We start from the raw sequence: 16888 nt of genomic DNA on the forward strand, positions 1-16888 counted from the left end.
CTGGTCTTGGCTGTCTATATTTTAACCAATAAATTGCTGTATTGCAAGCATAGTCAGCTTTTAAAGATAAATTATTGTTTTATTGGTCAGCAATAATTGTCTATTTTTTCTTTAATTTTACATGACAAGTTCGGAAGAGCCCTTTTGTTTTCAAAATGAGAATTGCTGCTAGCATAAGACAGACAAGCCGTGAACCACAACAAGCCAGGCGTTAAGGCGCATAAGTGCCAGTCGGGTGCATAAAGTTATTAGCTGGCTTCTGGTATTACCAGCCACTGATTGTCTGAGATTTGCAAGGTTTTGAAACAACAGCGAAACGCTTTGCCTATCGGGCTGCAGGCATACACTCCGATTTGGCAATCGTCGGCTATCTTGTGTAAGTGTGTGATCCGCATTTGCAGCCAAGCCTGCCCATCATAAGAATTCTCTAGCAGAAAATCGCTCCCCCGTTTACTGATGCGATACCACATTTCGCGGTATCGTGAAGAAATGTCTTGCGTTGCCCAATCAGAATATCCCAAATTGGTCACCACAGAACCAAGCCGACTAGCTTGTTCGCTTTCATATTCCGTTGAAACTTTTATCCAATTCCGACTGTCAATCCGCACCATTAGGCCACATTGATCATATTTTTCCCGAGGCTGAAATTCTACTTGGGTCATTAGGGAAAAATCCCCAACTTGTCGCATCAATAAGCAATGCCCATCATCTCTTTGAAAACCATAGTGCGTGTTTTGCCAAAAATCAGTTTTTTCATCTGTAGAAATTTCCAAGCCATTACCCAAACGATAATGCGTCGGCTCGTTGAGCCAGTAAAAATCATCTGACAATGCTGGCTGTAAAAAATTTTCACTAAGTCCCATAACATCGCTCCTAATCAGATACATCGTGATATTACGGGGCCAGCTAACCATTAATTATACAGAAACTTTCCGAATAACCAAAGTAGGAATATATGGAAACTTTTGGCATATCACCCCGTTCTGTAGATTCCTGACAATCAGCCGAAATAACATCAGCTTTCCCCCAAGGTTTTAGCATCAATTGTTCAATCTGACTGCACTTCGTAACAAAAATTTACAACTCGATCATAAGCGATCGCACTCCCGTCCGTCGCTGTGCCTAGACGTTTTTAGATTATTATCATTTGCTTGAATCAATGAGCATGGTGCGTTTCCCAAAATTGATCGCTGCAGACGTAAGACTTGCATGAGGGAACGCACCCTACAGCGATAGCGATCGCTAACATCTAGTCCATTGTACAACCTCGATTCGACAGTTCCTGCTTTACCTGAGATGTCAAATCTTGGGGAAACTCAGGGGGTAACTGGGGCGGGGATTGGGAGGCAAAAATAACGATTTCATTTTGCCCAAATAAAACAGGCAAAAATTCTGCAGGATAACCGTTGTCGAAGTCCTTTTGCACAATGGTAGATTTATCCGCCCGCAAACGGCTGCTGAGGAGTTGACCATTGATCACCTTTGCCGTTGACAATGAGAGAATCTGCTCAACCTCTACTTCCCCCATGAATGTTTGCTGAGGACGAAATTGTAAAACACAGGCTTGCCCCTGCACCTGAGAGGGAAAAATACTCAAAAAATAAGAGTTACCGAAATAACCACGATCATCTAATTTTTCTACATCATGCCACAGTCCCAGAAAAGGGGTGACAGTGGGATTAGTTTTTGCCCATTGGTTTCTAAATGACTTGAGCGGTTTATCTAATTTCGGAGGGACGGGCAACTTACGCATACCAGCCAAGCCAAGCCAACTTTCAATCATCTCCGAAGCGGTGGATTTAATGTCAAGTAAATCCGAGTTATTTAGGGGGGGAAGAGGCTTTTCTTTCCCATTGAGGGCGAGGGAATTTTTAAGTGCCGTTCGAGCCGCGATAGCCTGCATTTTGTTCAGTTGATGCTCTTGCTCTGCGAGTATCTTTCCCTGATCATCAAGAGCCGTTCTTTGCGCTGCCAGTTGATGCTGTTGTGCTGTCGGGCCTCGCTGCGTAAAAATTGTCGTCACGAGTACAACGGTGGCAGTTCCTAGAGCAAGGAAGGCTGCAATGAGGGCAATTGTCTCTCTCTTCATTTTGACACTCCAATCATATAGCCCAGATTCTAGCGGTGTACTCGCTTCGTCTGGCTAACGATGAAACTCACTCGCCGCCAATGACTTTGGATGATGTAGATAACTTTAGCACAAGGTCCGGTGCAGTGATTGGTTAGATCGCTCCTAATTCTTACCTAGAATCTTGTCATACTCGGAGTGCGACCCAACCCAGAACCAAACTATCTTTTCTTCATCTGACTTCTTAATCCCTAATGCTCGCCATCCAATGCCGACTCTGACTGACCAGATTTTTTCTCTTGGTTTCACCTCTTTGAACTCTAGGCTGGGGTGAAATGGATTTTCTTGCCAAATCTCGTAATTTTTCTTGGCTGTTTCTTGTACCCTTTGCGGCAAACTGAGAAAAAGTTGACGAAACCTCTTGGTTCTGGCTGACTTCATTCTTCCCCAAAGCCTTTATCTTCTGTTCTCCCCTCTTGTTCTTCTATCAGGGCTTCCTGTGCCATTGTTATTAAAGCTCCCAATTCCATATCTTCGTTAGAAAGGCTTTGCTGCCATTTTAATTCACTTTCAATGTCTTCCAGCAATTGTTGAGCAAGTTCATCCTGAAGAGACTCTGGCAGTTTCTGGATTTCTGTGAATGCTTTTTGCAACAGAGTAGTCATGTTTTGTTCATGTTTTACGGGTATTGAACTATTTTACTACTTTTTCTACTCTTGCAATCCAACTATTAATTATCCAGAAACTTTCCGAATAAGGAGAGCAAGGATATGCCGAAAGTTTCTGCAGATCACCCCGTTTTGTGGATTACTGACAATCAGCGGAAATAACATCAGCTTTTCCCCAAGATTTCAGCACCAATTGTTCAATCTGACTGCACTTCGTAACAAAAATTTACAACTCCATCATAACCGATCGCACTCCCGTCCGTCGCTGTGCCTAGACGTTTTTAGATTATTATCATTTACTTTAATCAATGAGCATGGTGCGTTCCCCAAAATTGATCGCTGCAGCGGTAGGACTTGCATTAGGGAACGCACCCTACCAGATCTGCACTGAGTTCTGTTGTTGCCTTGTTAGGATTAGGAGGATTAGGGTTAGTCTCTAGCCTGACCAAGCGAAAATAGAAATAGTAGGGTGAGCATTGCCCACCTTACCGCTTTTTCGGTCATAATAAATCCGAATTAGGGCGAACTGTAGTAGAATAGAAATCGAACCTCTTAAGCAGGGTTTATAAGGATGTCCAGACGAGACGATCTACATTTATCATTACGTCATACTTTAGAAAAAGAGGGTTGGAAAATCACTGATGATCCTTTAATTCTAACCTTAGAAAAAACCTTGCTTAAAGCTGATTTAGGAGCAGAAAAGTTTTTTGCTGCGGAAAAAGAAGAACGTAAAATTGCCGTAGAAATCAAAGACTTTGATACGCCTTCAGTTATCAGTGAATTAGAAAAAACAATAGGACAACTTCAATTATACCAATGGGCTTTAGATTCACAAGAACCTGAAAGAAAACTTTTTTTGGGCATTAGTCAAGCGGTTTATTTAAAACACTTCAAAAAAGCTATTTTCCAACTGGTTATTAAACGTAATAGAATCAATTTAATTATTTATAATCCTCAAAAGGAGATAATTTGCGAATGGATAACACAGTAAATTATGCCGATATTCTGACTCAAGTTATCAGAAAAGAGTCGGCGATGCAACCTCGATTACAAACCCTTAAAATTACCCCAGTTTGTGATCCAGAATCAGGCAACTTTTTAATAATTATGACTGGTTGGGAAAAAGAAGCGTGGATTAATACAATTTTATTTCACGCTCGTTTATTGAAAAATAAAATTGTCATTGAAGATGATAATCTTGAAGAAGGATTAACAACCACTTTAATTCAGGCTGGGATTCCCCCAGAAGATATTATTACTGGACTTTCCCTAGAGTAAGGCAGGCATTACCCACCTTAGCGATATCGCAATGAATGTTAGGAAAAATTATCTAAATGCTTCAATTCTATCTAAATAGACATTAACTAATTTATGTTCAATAACCAAAGCTTCAACTTCTGGCCAAATACGAGCTAAAAACTGATGAAATTCTCGTTTTCGTATATTGCCAAAACGGAGATGTACTACTTTAGGTGCAAAAAAAATTAAGCATTAGTTGATCGGAAAAGTCTGTATCTTTCGTAACAATAACCAGTTTTTTATCCTTTGCATATTGCCAAATTTCCGTATCCCTTGGACTTCTCCCTAAAAATGATCGGTAAAGATGGAGTGAAGAGGATTTTAGCTGGTAAATTTTCATCAAAGAAAAAACCATTCATGCAATTTTTCTGACTTCATAGTGATTCGCCATCAATCTTGCTGCAAATTGCATACAGGCATAAATATCTTCTCGATTCAGAGAAGGATATTATTCAATTACTTCTTCAATAGAATCCCCTGATCCTAAAAATTCCATAACTGTTTGCACCGGAATTCGGGTTCCAGCGATAACAGGTCTTCCATTACAAATATCTGGATGGATATGGATACGACTTTCCATTAAGGTTTTGTTACCTCTTTGATGACCTTAAGTAAACTTATTATACCCTTTCATGGTAATAGGTGAGGATGTTGGGGTTCCTGAAAATCGATCGCTGCAGCGGTAGGACTCGCATTAGGGAACGCACCCTACCATATCTGCACTTCGTAACAAAAATTTACAACCCCATCATAAGCCATCGCACTCTCGTCCGTCGCTGTGCCTAGACGTTTTTAGATTATTATCATTTACTTTAATCAATGTTCAAGGAACGAACTCTACCAGATTGGCGTACTGTTACAGAGCATCCAAAACCAAAACTTTTAAATCTGGGACAGCAGCTAAACGGGCATCATTGGTCAAGAAAAACATAGCACCTTCTCCCATAGCAGTGGCAATCTGGATTGCGTCTGGAGTTCGCAAGTTTTGTCTTGCTCTTAACTGGGCGGCAACTTCGGCAATCTCAACAGAAATAGGTACTGTAATTAAGTTTTCTTGATCGAGAAGAATATCACGATACTGGCAGGCAAGTTCTACATTACCTGAGCGTAATGGATGCACCAAAACTTCCGTCAGCGTCAACGTAGAGGTAACAACTTGAAACTCGCCTCGACTTAGCGCCCCAAAAAAGGCACGAACAAGCCCTAAATATACCTGATTTTGCTCGATCAGGTAAATGAGTGGCGCGGTATCCAAACCCACAACTTGACCTTGTAGTTGCATTAGCCATTCCATGAGGCTCGTTCCTGATTAACGTACTCTTGAGCATCAAGTCCATTCCAGATTTCTTTTCCTAGTCCTTCCAGTTCCATAATGCTATGCTTGGGCTTAACAAGCATAGGGCGACGTACCATTACAGCTAACTCTTTTAACAAGCGAAGTTGCTCGTCTGGGGTGAGATTCTCAACTTGCCGGCGAACATCTTGATAGGTGGTCATGCTCTTTACTCGCTGTTTCTACTATTAATCATGTCATATTGCACACAGATCACGGCTCCAAAAAGTAAGGTAAAATGCCCCCATATTTGTCTATATCCGATCGCACTCCCGTCCGTCGCTGTGCCTAGACGTTTTTAGCTTATTATCATTTACTTTAATCAATGACCATGGTGTGTTCCCCAAAATCGATCGCTGCAGCAGTAGGACTCGCATGAGGGAACGCACCCCAATGGGTCCTGTCACACTAAAGAATAAGACAGCCGATGAGTACCTAACCAATATGCGTATAGGTCTTTTTTGCCCATTTAGCATCAATCATCCTCTTCTTATATAAGCGATCAAAGTCGGGATATTGTGCTTCTAAGAGGGTACCTTCACCGTAAGGGCCATCTATTATTGTTATCCAGGAATGTATAGTATCCATCAAATGTCCTAGCTGAAAGTAAAGTAGGCGAATTTCAATTGTCTTATTGAGCGCTTCGTTACTGATCAAGTCAAAGAACTCAGCCATACGCTCTACAGCACCATTGTCAGGGGGACCCTCACTGAAGAGATCAGATAGCGGACGTTGTAAACTTTTGCCGTCGATAACTTGCACTAGAAATCCTTTCTTCGCTCCCGCTGGTTCCGAAGTAGCATGAAAAATATTTTTCCAAGCTTCTATATCCCCTTCGTGCAAATATTCCCTAAACATGGCCATCAGTCGAAAGCTATTCTCCAGACGACGCTGTTTCTGGTTGCCTAAATACGTCTGTATAGCTATGCATCCGCCAACTACGGTGAGGATGAAGGCAGTCCAGTTTCTAACCTCAGCTAATACACACATCTGCTCAGCTAATACACACATCTGCAAAGTGATTTAAAGTATTTTTGGATTTATCTAACTATTAATTATACAGAAACTTTCCGAATAACCAGAGTAAGGATATGGGAAAACTTTCGGCATATCACACCATTTTAGCGGAATTGCAGCGAACTTTTCCGTATATCATTCCCAGAAGCCTGTTAGCTAGATTAGCCTACTGCAAACAACCTCCTTTCGGTAGATTTCTGACAATCAGCCGAGATACAAAGAACTTTTCAGCGACCATAGCACCAATTATAATTCTTCAGGTAACTGAGCAGACTAACTAAAAGTTGCGATGGCGGAGCAAATTCTTTCTCTACTCTTGTACCTAATTCTCATTTTAACGGCTTTTTGGTTTATTAGCCCCCAAAAAAAGCCCCGTAGTCATCCCGCCTATCATCTTGCTTGTTTACTAGAAGATGCTCCTGAAAGCTCTTTAAAGGGTCAATTTTGTCCCCTGGCTACTCCCTTGGCCACCCCGATCGCCTGTACTGTTCCGCAGGTGTGGCGCAGTGTATATAGGCAGTCTCTGGCAAAACCGGATGTTAACTATTGGCAATGGCGCGGTATGCCCGAAAATGAGCAGTTTTGTCGGGAATTAGGGGAATTATTGCAATTAAATCCGGCTAGAGGTTACGCTAAGGAAATTCTGGAAAGTCTCGCCTTGGGTCAAGATCCTTTTTATCATCTCTACTGGGATCTAAAAGCGATCGCTAATGGTAACTTTAACACTATCGGGACTAATAAACTAGCTGAGGGCAGATTCGCCAGGCGAGATTTGCGAACTCATCAGCAGATGCGGAGGGATTTTCGTCAATGGCATTTACAAGCTTGTCAACAGTTGGGAAAAGAGCGGGTTAAAGCGGTTTATCGGGTGTGTTATGGGTCATATTGGTCATTAATCGCCCAAATTCTCTATCCTTCGCCTCGCTCCTTGGCCGTGATGATTATAGAGTCGGCTAATCCCGTTTGGTGGCGAGTTTTGGGGATTACTCCTTTGAGCACGACTAGCCGGATTGAGAATAATTATAAAACTCTCTTGTGTTATTGGCATCCCGATCGCAATTCTCATCCCAATGCTACAGAAATCACCGCCCATCTTAATCGCGCCTACGATTGTTATCAAAGTTTTCAGGAGATGAGTAGTCAAGATAATGCACCTTTGTGGACGAAAATCCGTCGCTGGATTCCTTAGACTTGACTCTAGTTTTTCCCTTGACTTTTTCCTTAACAAAAGAATGTTAGTCTAGGAACAATTTAGGACCACGCTTGCACTCTCAGGGTAATGAATCTAGTGCTTTTAAACAATCGCTACCAAATTGTTAGTACCCTTGCTAGGGGGGGATTTGGGGAAACTTATATCGCTATCGATACGAATATGCCTTCTCAACGGCGCTGTGTGATTAAAAAATTGCAGCCGGCCATTCAAAGTGAGGGGATGCCAGAATGGTTAAAAGAACGTTTTCAGAAAGAAGCAAGCGTTTTAGAGGAATTGGGGGAACAAAATCGCCAAATACCCCGTTTATACGGTTATTTTGCCCAAGATAATCACTTCTATCTGGTGCAGGAGTGGATTGAAGGGGAGACACTAACCCAAAAACAGCAACGACAGGGAAATTTATCCTCCTCAGCAGTGCGGACGATTTTAGAGAATTTGCTGCCTGTTATTGATTTTATTCACAGTCGCCGCATTATTCACCGGGATGTGAAACCCGATAATATTATCTTAAGAAATAGTGATAATTTGCCCGTTTTGATCGATTTTGGGGTAATGAAAGAAGCAGTCGCCACCTTACTCGATCCTACGGGAAAAAGTGCCTATTCGATCGCCCTTGGCACCCCCGGTTATATGGCTTCAGAACAGGCCGCCGGGAGACCGGTTTTTTCTAGTGACCTTTACAGCCTAGGCTTAACGGCGATTTTTTTATTAACGGGAAAAACTCCTCAATATCTAGAAACTGACTCGCGCACGGGGGAAATTCTCTGGCGACAGGAGGCAGAAAATGTTAATCCTAATTTAGCTATGGTAATTGATCGAGCGATCCGTTTTCATCCCCGGGATCGGTTTGCTACTGCTAGGGAAATGTTAGCAGCTTTGGCAGAAATAGCCCCCGATTTGTCCACCCAACCGACTATCGCGGTTTCTCCCCATAGTCCCCGATTAAAGTCCTCTACACCCCCAAAACCAACCGTCTCCCCCACTGTGGTTATTCAACCCAATTCTGGGGAAAAAAAGAATCCTTGGCTGTCGATTTTGCTGATTTTTGCGGTGACAATTGGGGCTTTTGCCCTAGGATATCGGGGATTTATGGCTCTTTTACCCAAAAATGAGGAAATTAAACCATTACCAACCCCTGAACCTTCTCCTAGTCCTGAAATCATTCCTCCTCCCTCTCAAGATTTTCCCCCTATCCGACGACCTTCTCGTCAACGGACTCCCATTTATTCCCCGACTCCTACCCCATCCCCGACTCCTACCCCAGAGGTGATTCCTACTCCAGAAGCGACTCCAGAATTAACTCCTGGTCCCACCCCAGAAGAAGTAATTCCTATTCCTGTTCCCCTTCCTGAAACGGAGCCGAGTCCTCAAGTTTCTCCCCTTCCTTCTCCTTCCCCTTCTCCTTCTCCTGTTCCAGAGGTGATTAATCCCCCGGTTAATGAGGATAAAATTGAACCGATCGCTCCTCCAGTTTTATCACCTTCTCCTCTTCCCACAGTCGAAAATAGTAATTAATAGACTTCTTGGATAATTAATTTTTGAAAGTGATTATTAGACTGCTTGCAGGAGTCGGGCAAGCAGGGTAGTTTCATAAAAGTAAGGCAAAAATTGTGTCAACTTGGTTAGCCCATAAACGCCGAGCTTGGGGAACCGTCTGGTGGTGATTCGGTAGTAGTGATAGGTGCTTAATCCTTTGCTTTGCTGTGCATTGTAGTCATGGATAAAATACCAAAGGGCTCCCCAACGTGATTCTCCATTTTTTTAGAGAAAGATAGACTCTCTCTCACCAGCCGAGAAATCCTTTGTCGAAAGGTATTATTTAGGGCTTGCTGAATAAATCTAAAAACCTTGTTGGATAAGTACCTAAGCAAAATTAATTACACATTTCGATCAAGCTTTTGCCTTTTGATTTTTCTGGGTGGTGATTCGGTAGTGATGATGGAGCCTTAATGCTTTGCTTTGCTGTGGATTGTAGTCATGGATAAAATACCAAAGGACTCCCCAAGGTGATTCTCCATTTTTTTAGAGAAAGATAGGCTCTCTCTCACCAGCAGAGAAATCCTTGGTCGAAAGGTATTATTAAGTCTTCCAAGGGGATTACTTTGACCAGTTTCTTGGCTCTACCTCTCGATGACGTTTACTCGGAATTACTGTCTTATAGGACTCCCAAAAATGAGTGTAAGTAACAGCACATTGTCGGTAAACACTGGGTAAACTTGGCCAAGGTTTTTTGGCTGATTGGCGGCTCCTATATCCTAAATGGCCACCAATAAGTTCCCTTGTCTTTCTATCAATTAACCGCCAAATATAGACCTTTATCGTCTTAGAAAAAACAAAAGGGGACATCTCATCACATTCTATGAGCAATTTACCTTTTGGTTTGTCCGAAACCTTTACTTGACGGGGTACAGCCGCTAGTCTATTGTTGACATAATTTTGTAAACATGACCAATTTACCCCTGTTACTCTGGCAATTCCTCGTCAGGAAATTCGTTCGAGCAAGAGTTGATCGATTAATTGTCTTGGTATCGGGAGAGATAGTTTTATTAGTGGGATTGATCACAAACGGTTGACCACATTCTTGACAGTGACGTTTGGGTTTCCCCTTAGGAAGATAACCGTTCTTAATAGTATGGTGAGAACCACAACTAGGACAAGTAAATACAGGCAAACCAGTGGGGGGATTTTGCTCCGTGCTAGGCTGATATTTGAGTAGGCCCTCCACGAGCCATAAAGAGATACTTATCAGAAAAGTCATGATCAAGCTAGAGGTTTAAGGATTGATTTGAGCCAATTATTTTTATTGATAAACTGACGGTTCGCTCATTTTCCACATATGGTGTTTTTGGATTAAGCCACCCACTGCCTGTACTGGCGTAAGTTGAACTAATTCGACTTCGGGTAGGTTTTATCCGTTGTCAAAACACCATCTATAGTGATCTGCGAGCCGAGAGTAATAAGTATATTACACAGTTCATACCGAATAAGCAACATGGTAAGGTAAACACATCTTAACAACCCTTGACAAAATGAACCTCGTGTGATTTGCTTACCCAGAGGGCGATCCAGGCATACTTGAGTAGAATTTCTCATCTCAACTGTTAAACAAAAATCGACTAAATGTTAAGATTTCGTAACTATTTTTATTGACTGGTATCACTTGAAATGCCCACACGGATCACAAAATTAGCCGATTGTCAATAGCTTTTGAGATGCGATACCCCCCCCTTGCCTACCCGACTTCGGGTGGGGCAAGGGGGGGGTGGTAGAATGCCTGCCAGGACTATTGAAAATTGGTATTAGCTATTTTTTCGGGGACTCTGGCCACTATTTTCAGAGATTGCTGTAATGCGGACTTGTTGACATCCGTTTAGGTGGATTGACGGGACAGAAATTGTCGTTGATAGTCTAAAAACTGGCCATGCCATTCCGCAAAGCGCCGTTCCCCATCTTTGACTAAAAATTGACGGTAGGCTTCCGAGGAAATCCAGGGCTTTGTTGGACGTTGTTGGGCAGAACGAGCTTGGTATTCAGCCGTTGATTGACGGCATTGGTTGTGATAATTTTGGTGCCATTCGCGATAGCGCCGTTCTCCATCCCGCACGAGGGCTTGGCGATAGGCTTCTGAAGATAGACTCATGGTGTTACTCCTTTTCAAATCCCTTGATGGCTTGGCCAGAATCATAACACAATCCGCGCACTACCGAGCGCTGACCTCTCGTCAAGTTACGATCTAGGCCCTTGCCTTCAGTGGCAAGGTTTCTTGGCTATCTTAACTGCTGCATTTTGTCTAGGTTTGCATAGTGGCTCTACAGACTGACACCGCAAGCTCTGCGGCCAAAATATTTTTACTGGCAGTACCACTCTAGAACATATCGTGTCAATGCGCTAGTATTTAAATTAAAGCCAACCTAAAACGGCGGGGTTTCAGCCCAAAATTTTCGATGATGTTGTTTAATTTGATCGTAACCTATTGTAGGTAGAATATACACTTTAGTTATTAATATGGTAATTTTTTTGTCTTGGGGAGCCTAGTTGAGCCAAGAAATGCCATATTTCCATTAGCACCGTTACAAAAATATCTGGATAGTTGAGTTACTAATATGGTTAAAATTATCGGTCGTCAATCCTTGGGAAGAAAACCCGTTTACGATATTGGTGTGGAGAAAGATCATAATTTTTTGCTGGGCAACGGGTTAATTGCCTCCAATTGTTTTAATAAATCTCACTCCACTGCCTACGCTTACGTCACCTATCAAACTGCTTATTTAAAAGCTAATTATCCTGTGGAATATATGACAGCGTTACTAACTGCTAGTAGCGATAATCAGGATAAGGTGGAAAAGTATCGAGAAAACTGTCAGAAAATGAATATCGATGTCGAACCTCCCGACATCAATCGCTCGCAAAAACATTTTACCCCGATTGGGCGCAAAATTCTCTTTGGTTTGTCCGCAGTTAGAAATCTGGGAGAAAATGCGATCGAGGCTATTTTAAAAGCCCGGGAAGCTGCGGGAGGAAAGTTTACTTCCTTAGGGGATTTTTGCGAGCGTGTTGATTTACGAGTAATCAACAAAAGAGCTTTAGAAACGCTAATTTATTCTGGTGCTTTTGATAAAATTCAACCTAATCGCCATCAATTAATTGAAGATTTAGAATTAGTAGTTGCTTGGGCGCAAAAACGCACTAAAGAGAAAGAAAGTGGTCAAATGAATATTTTTGATATGCTAGGAGGTAACACAGAAAATAAACAAGAATCCGAGTTTGAACAGTCTCCCAGTGCAACCGCAGTAGAAGATTTTTCCCTACAGGAAAAGTTAAAACTGGAAAAAGAACATTTGGGGTTTTATGTTTCCGAACATCCTTTAAAAGCTTTACAAAGAGCCGCTCAAGTCCTATCTCCTATCAATTTAGCTGACTTAGAAGAACACAAAACCAGAAAAAAAGTTAGTGCAATTGTCCTATTAAATGCCGTCAAGAAAATTATGACCAAAAAAGGGACTCCCATGGCCTTTTTAACCCTAGAAGATGCCTCGGGACAGTCGGAAGCGGTGATTTTTTCCGATACCTACGAACGTCTGCAAAAATTATTAGTGGAGGAAGCAACTTTAATGGTGTGGGGAAAAGTTGATCGCCGAGATGATCGGGTACAATTAATCGTCGAAGATGCGGAACCGATCGAAACCATTAAAATGGTGATGGTTAATTTATCGTTGCAAGATGTCGTCAACCAAAATCGTCAAAATCTTCTTAAAAGTATTCTGCAATCGGGAGACAAACAAAAGGCAAAAGTTCCCGTTATTGCCACCATCGGTGCGGGAACTCAGCGTCAATTTGTGCGTTTAGGACAAAACTATTGGGTAGAGGATGACAATTCGGTGGTAGAGTCTCTAAAAGTTGCGGGTTTTCTGGCTAATTCTGCACCTTTGATTAATCATTAAGTAGTCGTGCAAAATTAATTTCCTAGTAAAGATAGGCAAGAGGCAAGAGGCAAGAGGTGGTTAGATATGTGTAATTAATTTTGCTGAGGTACTTAAATGCTAACTGGCAATCACCCAAGAGTCATGGCTGCGCCAATATTGTTCCTGTAAAACCTTTTCGATTTCCGGTTTCGATAATAATTCTCTTTCGACCCACAAATCAAGACAAATATGGATTTTGATCACCTCTTTGACACTATTGCCACTCTTGTCCTCCATCATTCTCCTAGTGGGATGGAAACGGAAATCGATCGCTTTTTACTAGAACGCTTTCAAGAGTTAGGATTAGAAACATGGCAAGATCAAGCGGGAAATGTCATCGGCAAAATTAGAGGACGAGATTCGACCAAAAAAATTGCTATTACTGGTCATAAAGACGAAATTGGTGCTATTATCAAAGCAATTAATCCCGATGGTACTCTGCAAATTCGCCAACTTGGGGGAGCTTTTCCTTGGATTTACGGAGAGGGAGTGGTGGATATTATCGGTGATAGGGAAACCAGATCGGGAATTCTCTCCTTTGGTTCCCGTCATATTTCCCATCAATCTCCGCAAAAAGTACAGCAGGAAAACACTCCCGTCACCTGGGAATCCGCATGGATAGAGACGAAATTGACTCCAGAAGAATTAGACGCTTGCGGGGTGCGCGTCGGTAGTCGAGTCGTGGTGGGAAAACACCGAAAACAACCCTTGCGACTAAAAGACTACATTGCCAGTTATACCCTTGATAATAAGGCTTCCGTGGCGATTCTTTTAGCATTAGCGGCCAGAGTAATTAACCCCGCGGTGGATATATATCTGGTTGCCTCAGCTAAGGAGGAGGTAGGAGCATTAGGGGCCTTATTTTTTACCGCAAATAACCGCTTAGATGCTTTAATTGCCCTAGAAATCTGTCCCCTCGCTCCTGAATATCCGATTAAGGATGGCAGCACTCCTGTTTTATTGTCTCAGGATGGTTACGGTATCTATGATGAGGAATTAAATCAAGAATTAAGAATAGCGGCCGAAAAGGCGGGAATACCGCTGCAATTAGCCATTATTAGTGGTTTTGGTAGCGATGCCTCCATCGCCATGAAATTCGGTCATATAGCTAAGGCCGCTTGCTTAGGTTTTCCCACCCAAAACACCCACGGTTATGAAATCGCCCATTTAGGAGCGATAGCTAACTGCATTAGCATATTAGAAGCTTATTGTCAAGTAATTTAGCTATTTTTAGCAAAAAACCAGAGCATCAATAGAACAATAGCGATCGCCAGTCCGCTAAAAACAGTATTTTTATGCTGCTCTAACTGCATGGGTGCGGGGGATTCTTCTTTTTTCTGTTTATTTGTTCCCTTTTTAAATTGCGCTGTACTATCGGGAAGTTTATCTAAATCGGGAATCTTCGTCATCCACTCATCTGGGCGTTTGAGACGGGGAGCTTCGATAATATAAAGTAGACGCTTGGCCTGTTCGCGAATTTGATAGATAGGATGGGTAATAAGTTGCTTACAGATTTCACTAGCTTTCTCCCCCTCTCCCAACCCTTGATGGGCAGAAATTAACCAAATTTGAATCTCACCCCCTTCTCGGGAGCCTAAGGAAATTAAGGCTAAAGCCGCATTTAATTGCTGGACACTAAGACGATATTGTCCACGCTCAAAAGCACTGATGCCAGCTTGATAAAGGTCTTGAAAAGAAAGATTTTCGGCCACGGAGTCAAGATCGAGATAAATAAAATTTTACATAAGTATAGCAAGAGGTAAGAAGCAAGAGGAAACTTTGATCAGTATCAGATGGGTTCTTCGTTACTTGGTATGATTCGATCGGGGGGCATAAATAGACTAAATCCTTATCTGGCAAGAGACTTAATTGATTAGTTCGTTCTAGATGGAAAACAATTGAAAAAAATCGCCAAATGTCTTTCTCTATAAGGGTTTCATCTCTTATAACCCCGTCTATTGCCTAACACAAACAAAAAGAACCTCACTTGATTACTGTTTACTGTTCACTGTTTACTGATCACTGAAAAGCTCCCCACCTCCGCCATTGAGAATGAGAATCTCGGCAAAAATCCGGTACACTTTCTGCTAAACCTGTTCAACCCGCACGGCATGAAAGAGAAGAACTCCCTGTTACTAATTATATTAGCGATCGCCACTACAATAATCAGTCTAGTTTTAGGGATTCTATTTGGCAAAAAAGCGGCCTTGTTAGGAATTTGGGCAGTTCCCGCCATGGTCGCTTCTTTTATCCATCCCCGTCTGGGATTATTGGCCCTAATCATCTATCTTCCCCTGAGTAATACCTTCGCTTTGTCTGTGGTGAGAGTTTTTCAGGTAGTGGGCAACTTTATTGGCATAGAGCCCTCCTATGCTCTCTACAAAATCGCCAAGGATGCCTTTTATTTCGCCGCTTTAGCGGCAATTTTAATTAAAACCAAAACTTTTAAACAATTACGCCCCCAAATCAAGCCTTTTCTCCTCACAGCTTTGATTTTACTTGCCAGCAGCCTGATAACTTTTCTTTTTGTCAATCTGCCCCGAGGAGGAATTGCCTGGGGAATTGTGGGATTAAAAATCCTCCTCAGTTATATTCCCCTAGTTCTCTGTGGCTACTATCTAATCGAGCAAAAACGAGATTTATTCGTGGTTAATCGGGTTTTAATCGTGATGATATTAGTCTGTTGCGGTTTAGCCCTAATTCAATACTTCTTACTCGTCCAAGGTATCTGTCCTGATAATGAATTCCTCAATCAACTGGAAGTTCTTGTCCCGAAATCCGACAGCCAATTTTATCCAGATATTACCGACAAAGCCAGCTTGAAAGCTCAATGTTTTGTCGGGGGTTCAGTGTTGTATAATCCCGATCGAGGCTTAATTCGTCTCCCCGGCACATTTTCTGATCCCTGGCAATGGGGTTGGTTCTTAGTATCTAGCAGCGTCATCAGTTACGCAGCCAGTTTTAGTGATCCGCAAAAAAGATGGCGCGTCGCTGGTTGGGTGGCCATGGTTTTAGTCTTGCTTGCGACTCTGGTTTCTGGACAAAGATTACCTTTTTTGCTAGTACCTTTGTTTTACTTGGTTCTTTTTATTGTTACTAGCAAAAGTAAACGAAAGTTACCATTAAAATTGGGAATCTTGGGACTGATTTCCCTGCTCGCGGTGACGTTAATTCCCTTTATTCAGGAAAGAGGGCTAAATTTTATCGGTCGCTGGCTATATTCGTCTCCCATTGACTTTGTAGGCAATCAAATGCAGTTGAGCTTCAGATATGTACAGCTTTTTGGTTTTGGTTTAGGCAGAGCCAGCAGTGGCGCTCTTCATGTAGCGGGAGAAGAAGGGATAAGACTAATTGAAACCTACTACGCTAAACTCGTCCACGAAATCGGTATCATCGGTTTTATCGCTTTTATGGCACTGGTGACAATTCTCTGTATTCTCACCTTTAAAGCCTATTTAAAAGTAAAAAATGCTGCTTTAAAGCATTGGGGTCTCTGTATCTGGATTTTTATACTTTTTATTAGCTATAACCCCTACTATTATCCTCTCTCCGTCGAGCCTGTTTCTGTTTACTATTGGTTATTCGCTGGAATATTGCTAAAACTGCCGGAAATCAGCGACAAATTGGAAGATGAGGAGAGATTTCCCGAAAAAAATGAAGTGGAGAATTAAGAGGATTTTTATCGATAATTAGGGTCTGCTGAAAAAGTTTGTTGGTGGGGGCAGGGTGTGGGGTGTAGGGTGTAGGGTGTGGGGTTTTACCGATTTTGAGGGGGTCAATTACCTAATTTTCAGGGAAAAAGTACCTGAATTTTACCCCCGATCCCTC

At 42.2% G+C, this 16888-nt stretch carries 19 protein-coding genes and 2 pseudogenes; 7 read left to right on the forward strand and 14 right to left on the reverse strand.

All coding sequences use genetic code 11. From position 1 onward, the window contains the following. Window positions 1–248 precede the first annotated feature (248 nt). The 4 genes from IM456_RS22345 to IM456_RS22360 all read right to left on the reverse strand — a co-directional run bounded on the left by IM456_RS22345 (window position 249) and on the right by IM456_RS22360 (window position 2733). On the reverse strand, window positions 249–863 hold the full coding sequence (locus IM456_RS22345) for a DUF1349 domain-containing protein (protein ID WP_149988321.1): 615 nt from the start codon (window positions 861–863) through the stop codon (window positions 249–251). Window positions 864–1249: 386 nt separating this feature from the next. Continuing rightward, window positions 1250–2089: a hypothetical protein gene (locus tag IM456_RS22350; RefSeq protein ID WP_287693883.1), complete on the reverse strand. Its 840-nt coding sequence runs from the start codon at window positions 2087–2089 to the stop codon at window positions 1250–1252. Between the two features lie 144 nt (window positions 2090–2233). Next, complete coding sequence (locus IM456_RS22355) at window positions 2234–2509, reverse strand: ParE family toxin-like protein (RefSeq protein WP_004161552.1); 276 nt, start codon at window positions 2507–2509, stop codon at window positions 2234–2236. Then, window positions 2506–2733 carry a hypothetical protein gene (locus tag IM456_RS22360; protein WP_149988320.1) on the reverse strand — a complete coding sequence of 76 codons (228 nt, stop codon included), beginning with the start codon at window positions 2731–2733 and terminating at the stop codon, window positions 2506–2508. Before IM456_RS22360 ends, IM456_RS22355 begins: the two co-directional genes overlap by 4 nt. A 574-nt stretch (window positions 2734–3307) precedes the next feature. Here IM456_RS22360 and IM456_RS22365 point away from each other — a divergent pair. Next, on the forward strand, window positions 3308–3727 hold the full coding sequence (locus IM456_RS22365; protein WP_002732677.1) for a XisH family protein: 420 nt from the start codon (window positions 3308–3310) through the stop codon (window positions 3725–3727). After that, window positions 3712–4014 (forward strand): element excision factor XisI family protein, encoded by a 303-nt coding sequence (locus IM456_RS22370; protein ID WP_002734790.1) that lies wholly within the window; start codon window positions 3712–3714, stop codon window positions 4012–4014. Before IM456_RS22365 ends, IM456_RS22370 begins: the two co-directional genes overlap by 16 nt. A gap of 190 nt (window positions 4015–4204) precedes the next feature. Here IM456_RS22370 and IM456_RS22375 read toward each other — a convergent pair whose 3' ends face one another. From IM456_RS22375 to IM456_RS22395, 5 genes are all read right to left on the reverse strand, one after another. Next, window positions 4205–4390: a DUF5615 family PIN-like protein gene (locus IM456_RS22375; protein WP_036387257.1), complete on the reverse strand. Its 186-nt coding sequence runs from the start codon at window positions 4388–4390 to the stop codon at window positions 4205–4207. A gap of 93 nt (window positions 4391–4483) precedes the next feature. Continuing rightward, window positions 4484–4615 carry a DUF433 domain-containing protein gene (locus IM456_RS22380; protein WP_002794550.1) on the reverse strand — a complete coding sequence of 44 codons (132 nt, stop codon included), beginning with the start codon at window positions 4613–4615 and terminating at the stop codon, window positions 4484–4486. 276 nt (window positions 4616–4891) lie between these two features. Next, window positions 4892–5329 (reverse strand): type II toxin-antitoxin system VapC family toxin, encoded by a 438-nt coding sequence (locus tag IM456_RS22385; RefSeq protein WP_004161546.1) that lies wholly within the window; start codon window positions 5327–5329, stop codon window positions 4892–4894. Continuing rightward, window positions 5317–5532, reverse strand: coding sequence for a hypothetical protein (locus tag IM456_RS22390; RefSeq protein ID WP_002746864.1), 216 nt, complete (start codon window positions 5530–5532; stop codon window positions 5317–5319). The genes IM456_RS22385 and IM456_RS22390 overlap by 13 nt, the downstream gene beginning before the upstream one ends. A 271-nt stretch (window positions 5533–5803) precedes the next feature. Then, window positions 5804–6379 (reverse strand): hypothetical protein, encoded by a 576-nt coding sequence (locus IM456_RS22395; protein WP_287694334.1) that lies wholly within the window; start codon window positions 6377–6379, stop codon window positions 5804–5806. Between the two features lie 295 nt (window positions 6380–6674). Between IM456_RS22395 and IM456_RS22400 the strand changes: the two genes are divergently transcribed. Together IM456_RS22400 and IM456_RS22405 are read left to right on the forward strand one after the other, a co-directional pair. Next, the gene (locus IM456_RS22400) at window positions 6675–7574 is read left to right on the forward strand and encodes a J domain-containing protein (RefSeq protein ID WP_287694332.1); all 900 of its coding nucleotides are present in this window, start codon (window positions 6675–6677) and stop codon (window positions 7572–7574) included. Between the two features lie 90 nt (window positions 7575–7664). Continuing rightward, complete coding sequence (locus IM456_RS22405) at window positions 7665–9113, forward strand: serine/threonine-protein kinase (RefSeq protein ID WP_287694330.1); 1449 nt, start codon at window positions 7665–7667, stop codon at window positions 9111–9113. A gap of 189 nt (window positions 9114–9302) precedes the next feature. Here the strand turns inward: IM456_RS22405 and IM456_RS22410 are convergent. The 3 genes and pseudogenes from IM456_RS22410 to IM456_RS22420 all read right to left on the reverse strand — a co-directional run. Further along, a pseudogene (locus IM456_RS22410) lies at window positions 9303–9427 on the reverse strand (IS1 family transposase); the annotation flags it as partial. 268 nt (window positions 9428–9695) lie between these two features. Then, a pseudogene (locus IM456_RS22415) lies at window positions 9696–10356 on the reverse strand (IS1/IS1595 family N-terminal zinc-binding domain-containing protein). A gap of 612 nt (window positions 10357–10968) precedes the next feature. Then, a complete protein-coding gene (locus IM456_RS22420; RefSeq protein WP_149986281.1) occupies window positions 10969–11238 on the reverse strand; it encodes a hypothetical protein in 270 nt (89 codons plus the stop codon). Between the two features lie 463 nt (window positions 11239–11701). On the opposite strand from IM456_RS22420, the gene IM456_RS22425 reads away from it, so the two are divergent. Both IM456_RS22425 and IM456_RS22430 read left to right on the forward strand, forming a co-directional pair. After that, entirely contained in the window at window positions 11702–13039 is a 1338-nt protein-coding gene (locus tag IM456_RS22425) for a helix-hairpin-helix domain-containing protein (RefSeq protein ID WP_149986282.1), read from the forward strand. 210 nt (window positions 13040–13249) lie between these two features. Next, window positions 13250–14284, forward strand: a complete 1035-nt coding sequence (locus IM456_RS22430; RefSeq protein WP_149986283.1) for a M42 family metallopeptidase — start codon at window positions 13250–13252, stop codon at window positions 14282–14284. Here the strand turns inward: IM456_RS22430 and IM456_RS22435 are convergent. Both IM456_RS22435 and IM456_RS22440 read right to left on the reverse strand, forming a co-directional pair. Then, window positions 14281–14772 (reverse strand): hypothetical protein, encoded by a 492-nt coding sequence (locus IM456_RS22435; RefSeq protein ID WP_012266556.1) that lies wholly within the window; start codon window positions 14770–14772, stop codon window positions 14281–14283. The two genes, IM456_RS22430 and IM456_RS22435, sit on opposite strands and share 4 nt — an antisense overlap. Before the next feature lie 4 nt (window positions 14773–14776). Further along, a complete protein-coding gene (locus IM456_RS22440) occupies window positions 14777–15019 on the reverse strand; it encodes a hypothetical protein (RefSeq protein WP_079209047.1) in 243 nt (80 codons plus the stop codon). Between the two features lie 152 nt (window positions 15020–15171). On the opposite strand from IM456_RS22440, the gene IM456_RS22445 reads away from it, so the two are divergent. Next, window positions 15172–16731: a hypothetical protein gene (locus IM456_RS22445; protein WP_287693387.1), complete on the forward strand. Its 1560-nt coding sequence runs from the start codon at window positions 15172–15174 to the stop codon at window positions 16729–16731. The last annotated feature ends 157 nt before the right edge of the window (window positions 16732–16888 follow it).

This window comes from Microcystis sp. M079S1 (assembly GCF_020246425.1).
In the GTDB taxonomy this organism is placed as follows: domain Bacteria; phylum Cyanobacteriota; class Cyanobacteriia; order Cyanobacteriales; family Microcystaceae; genus Microcystis; species Microcystis aeruginosa.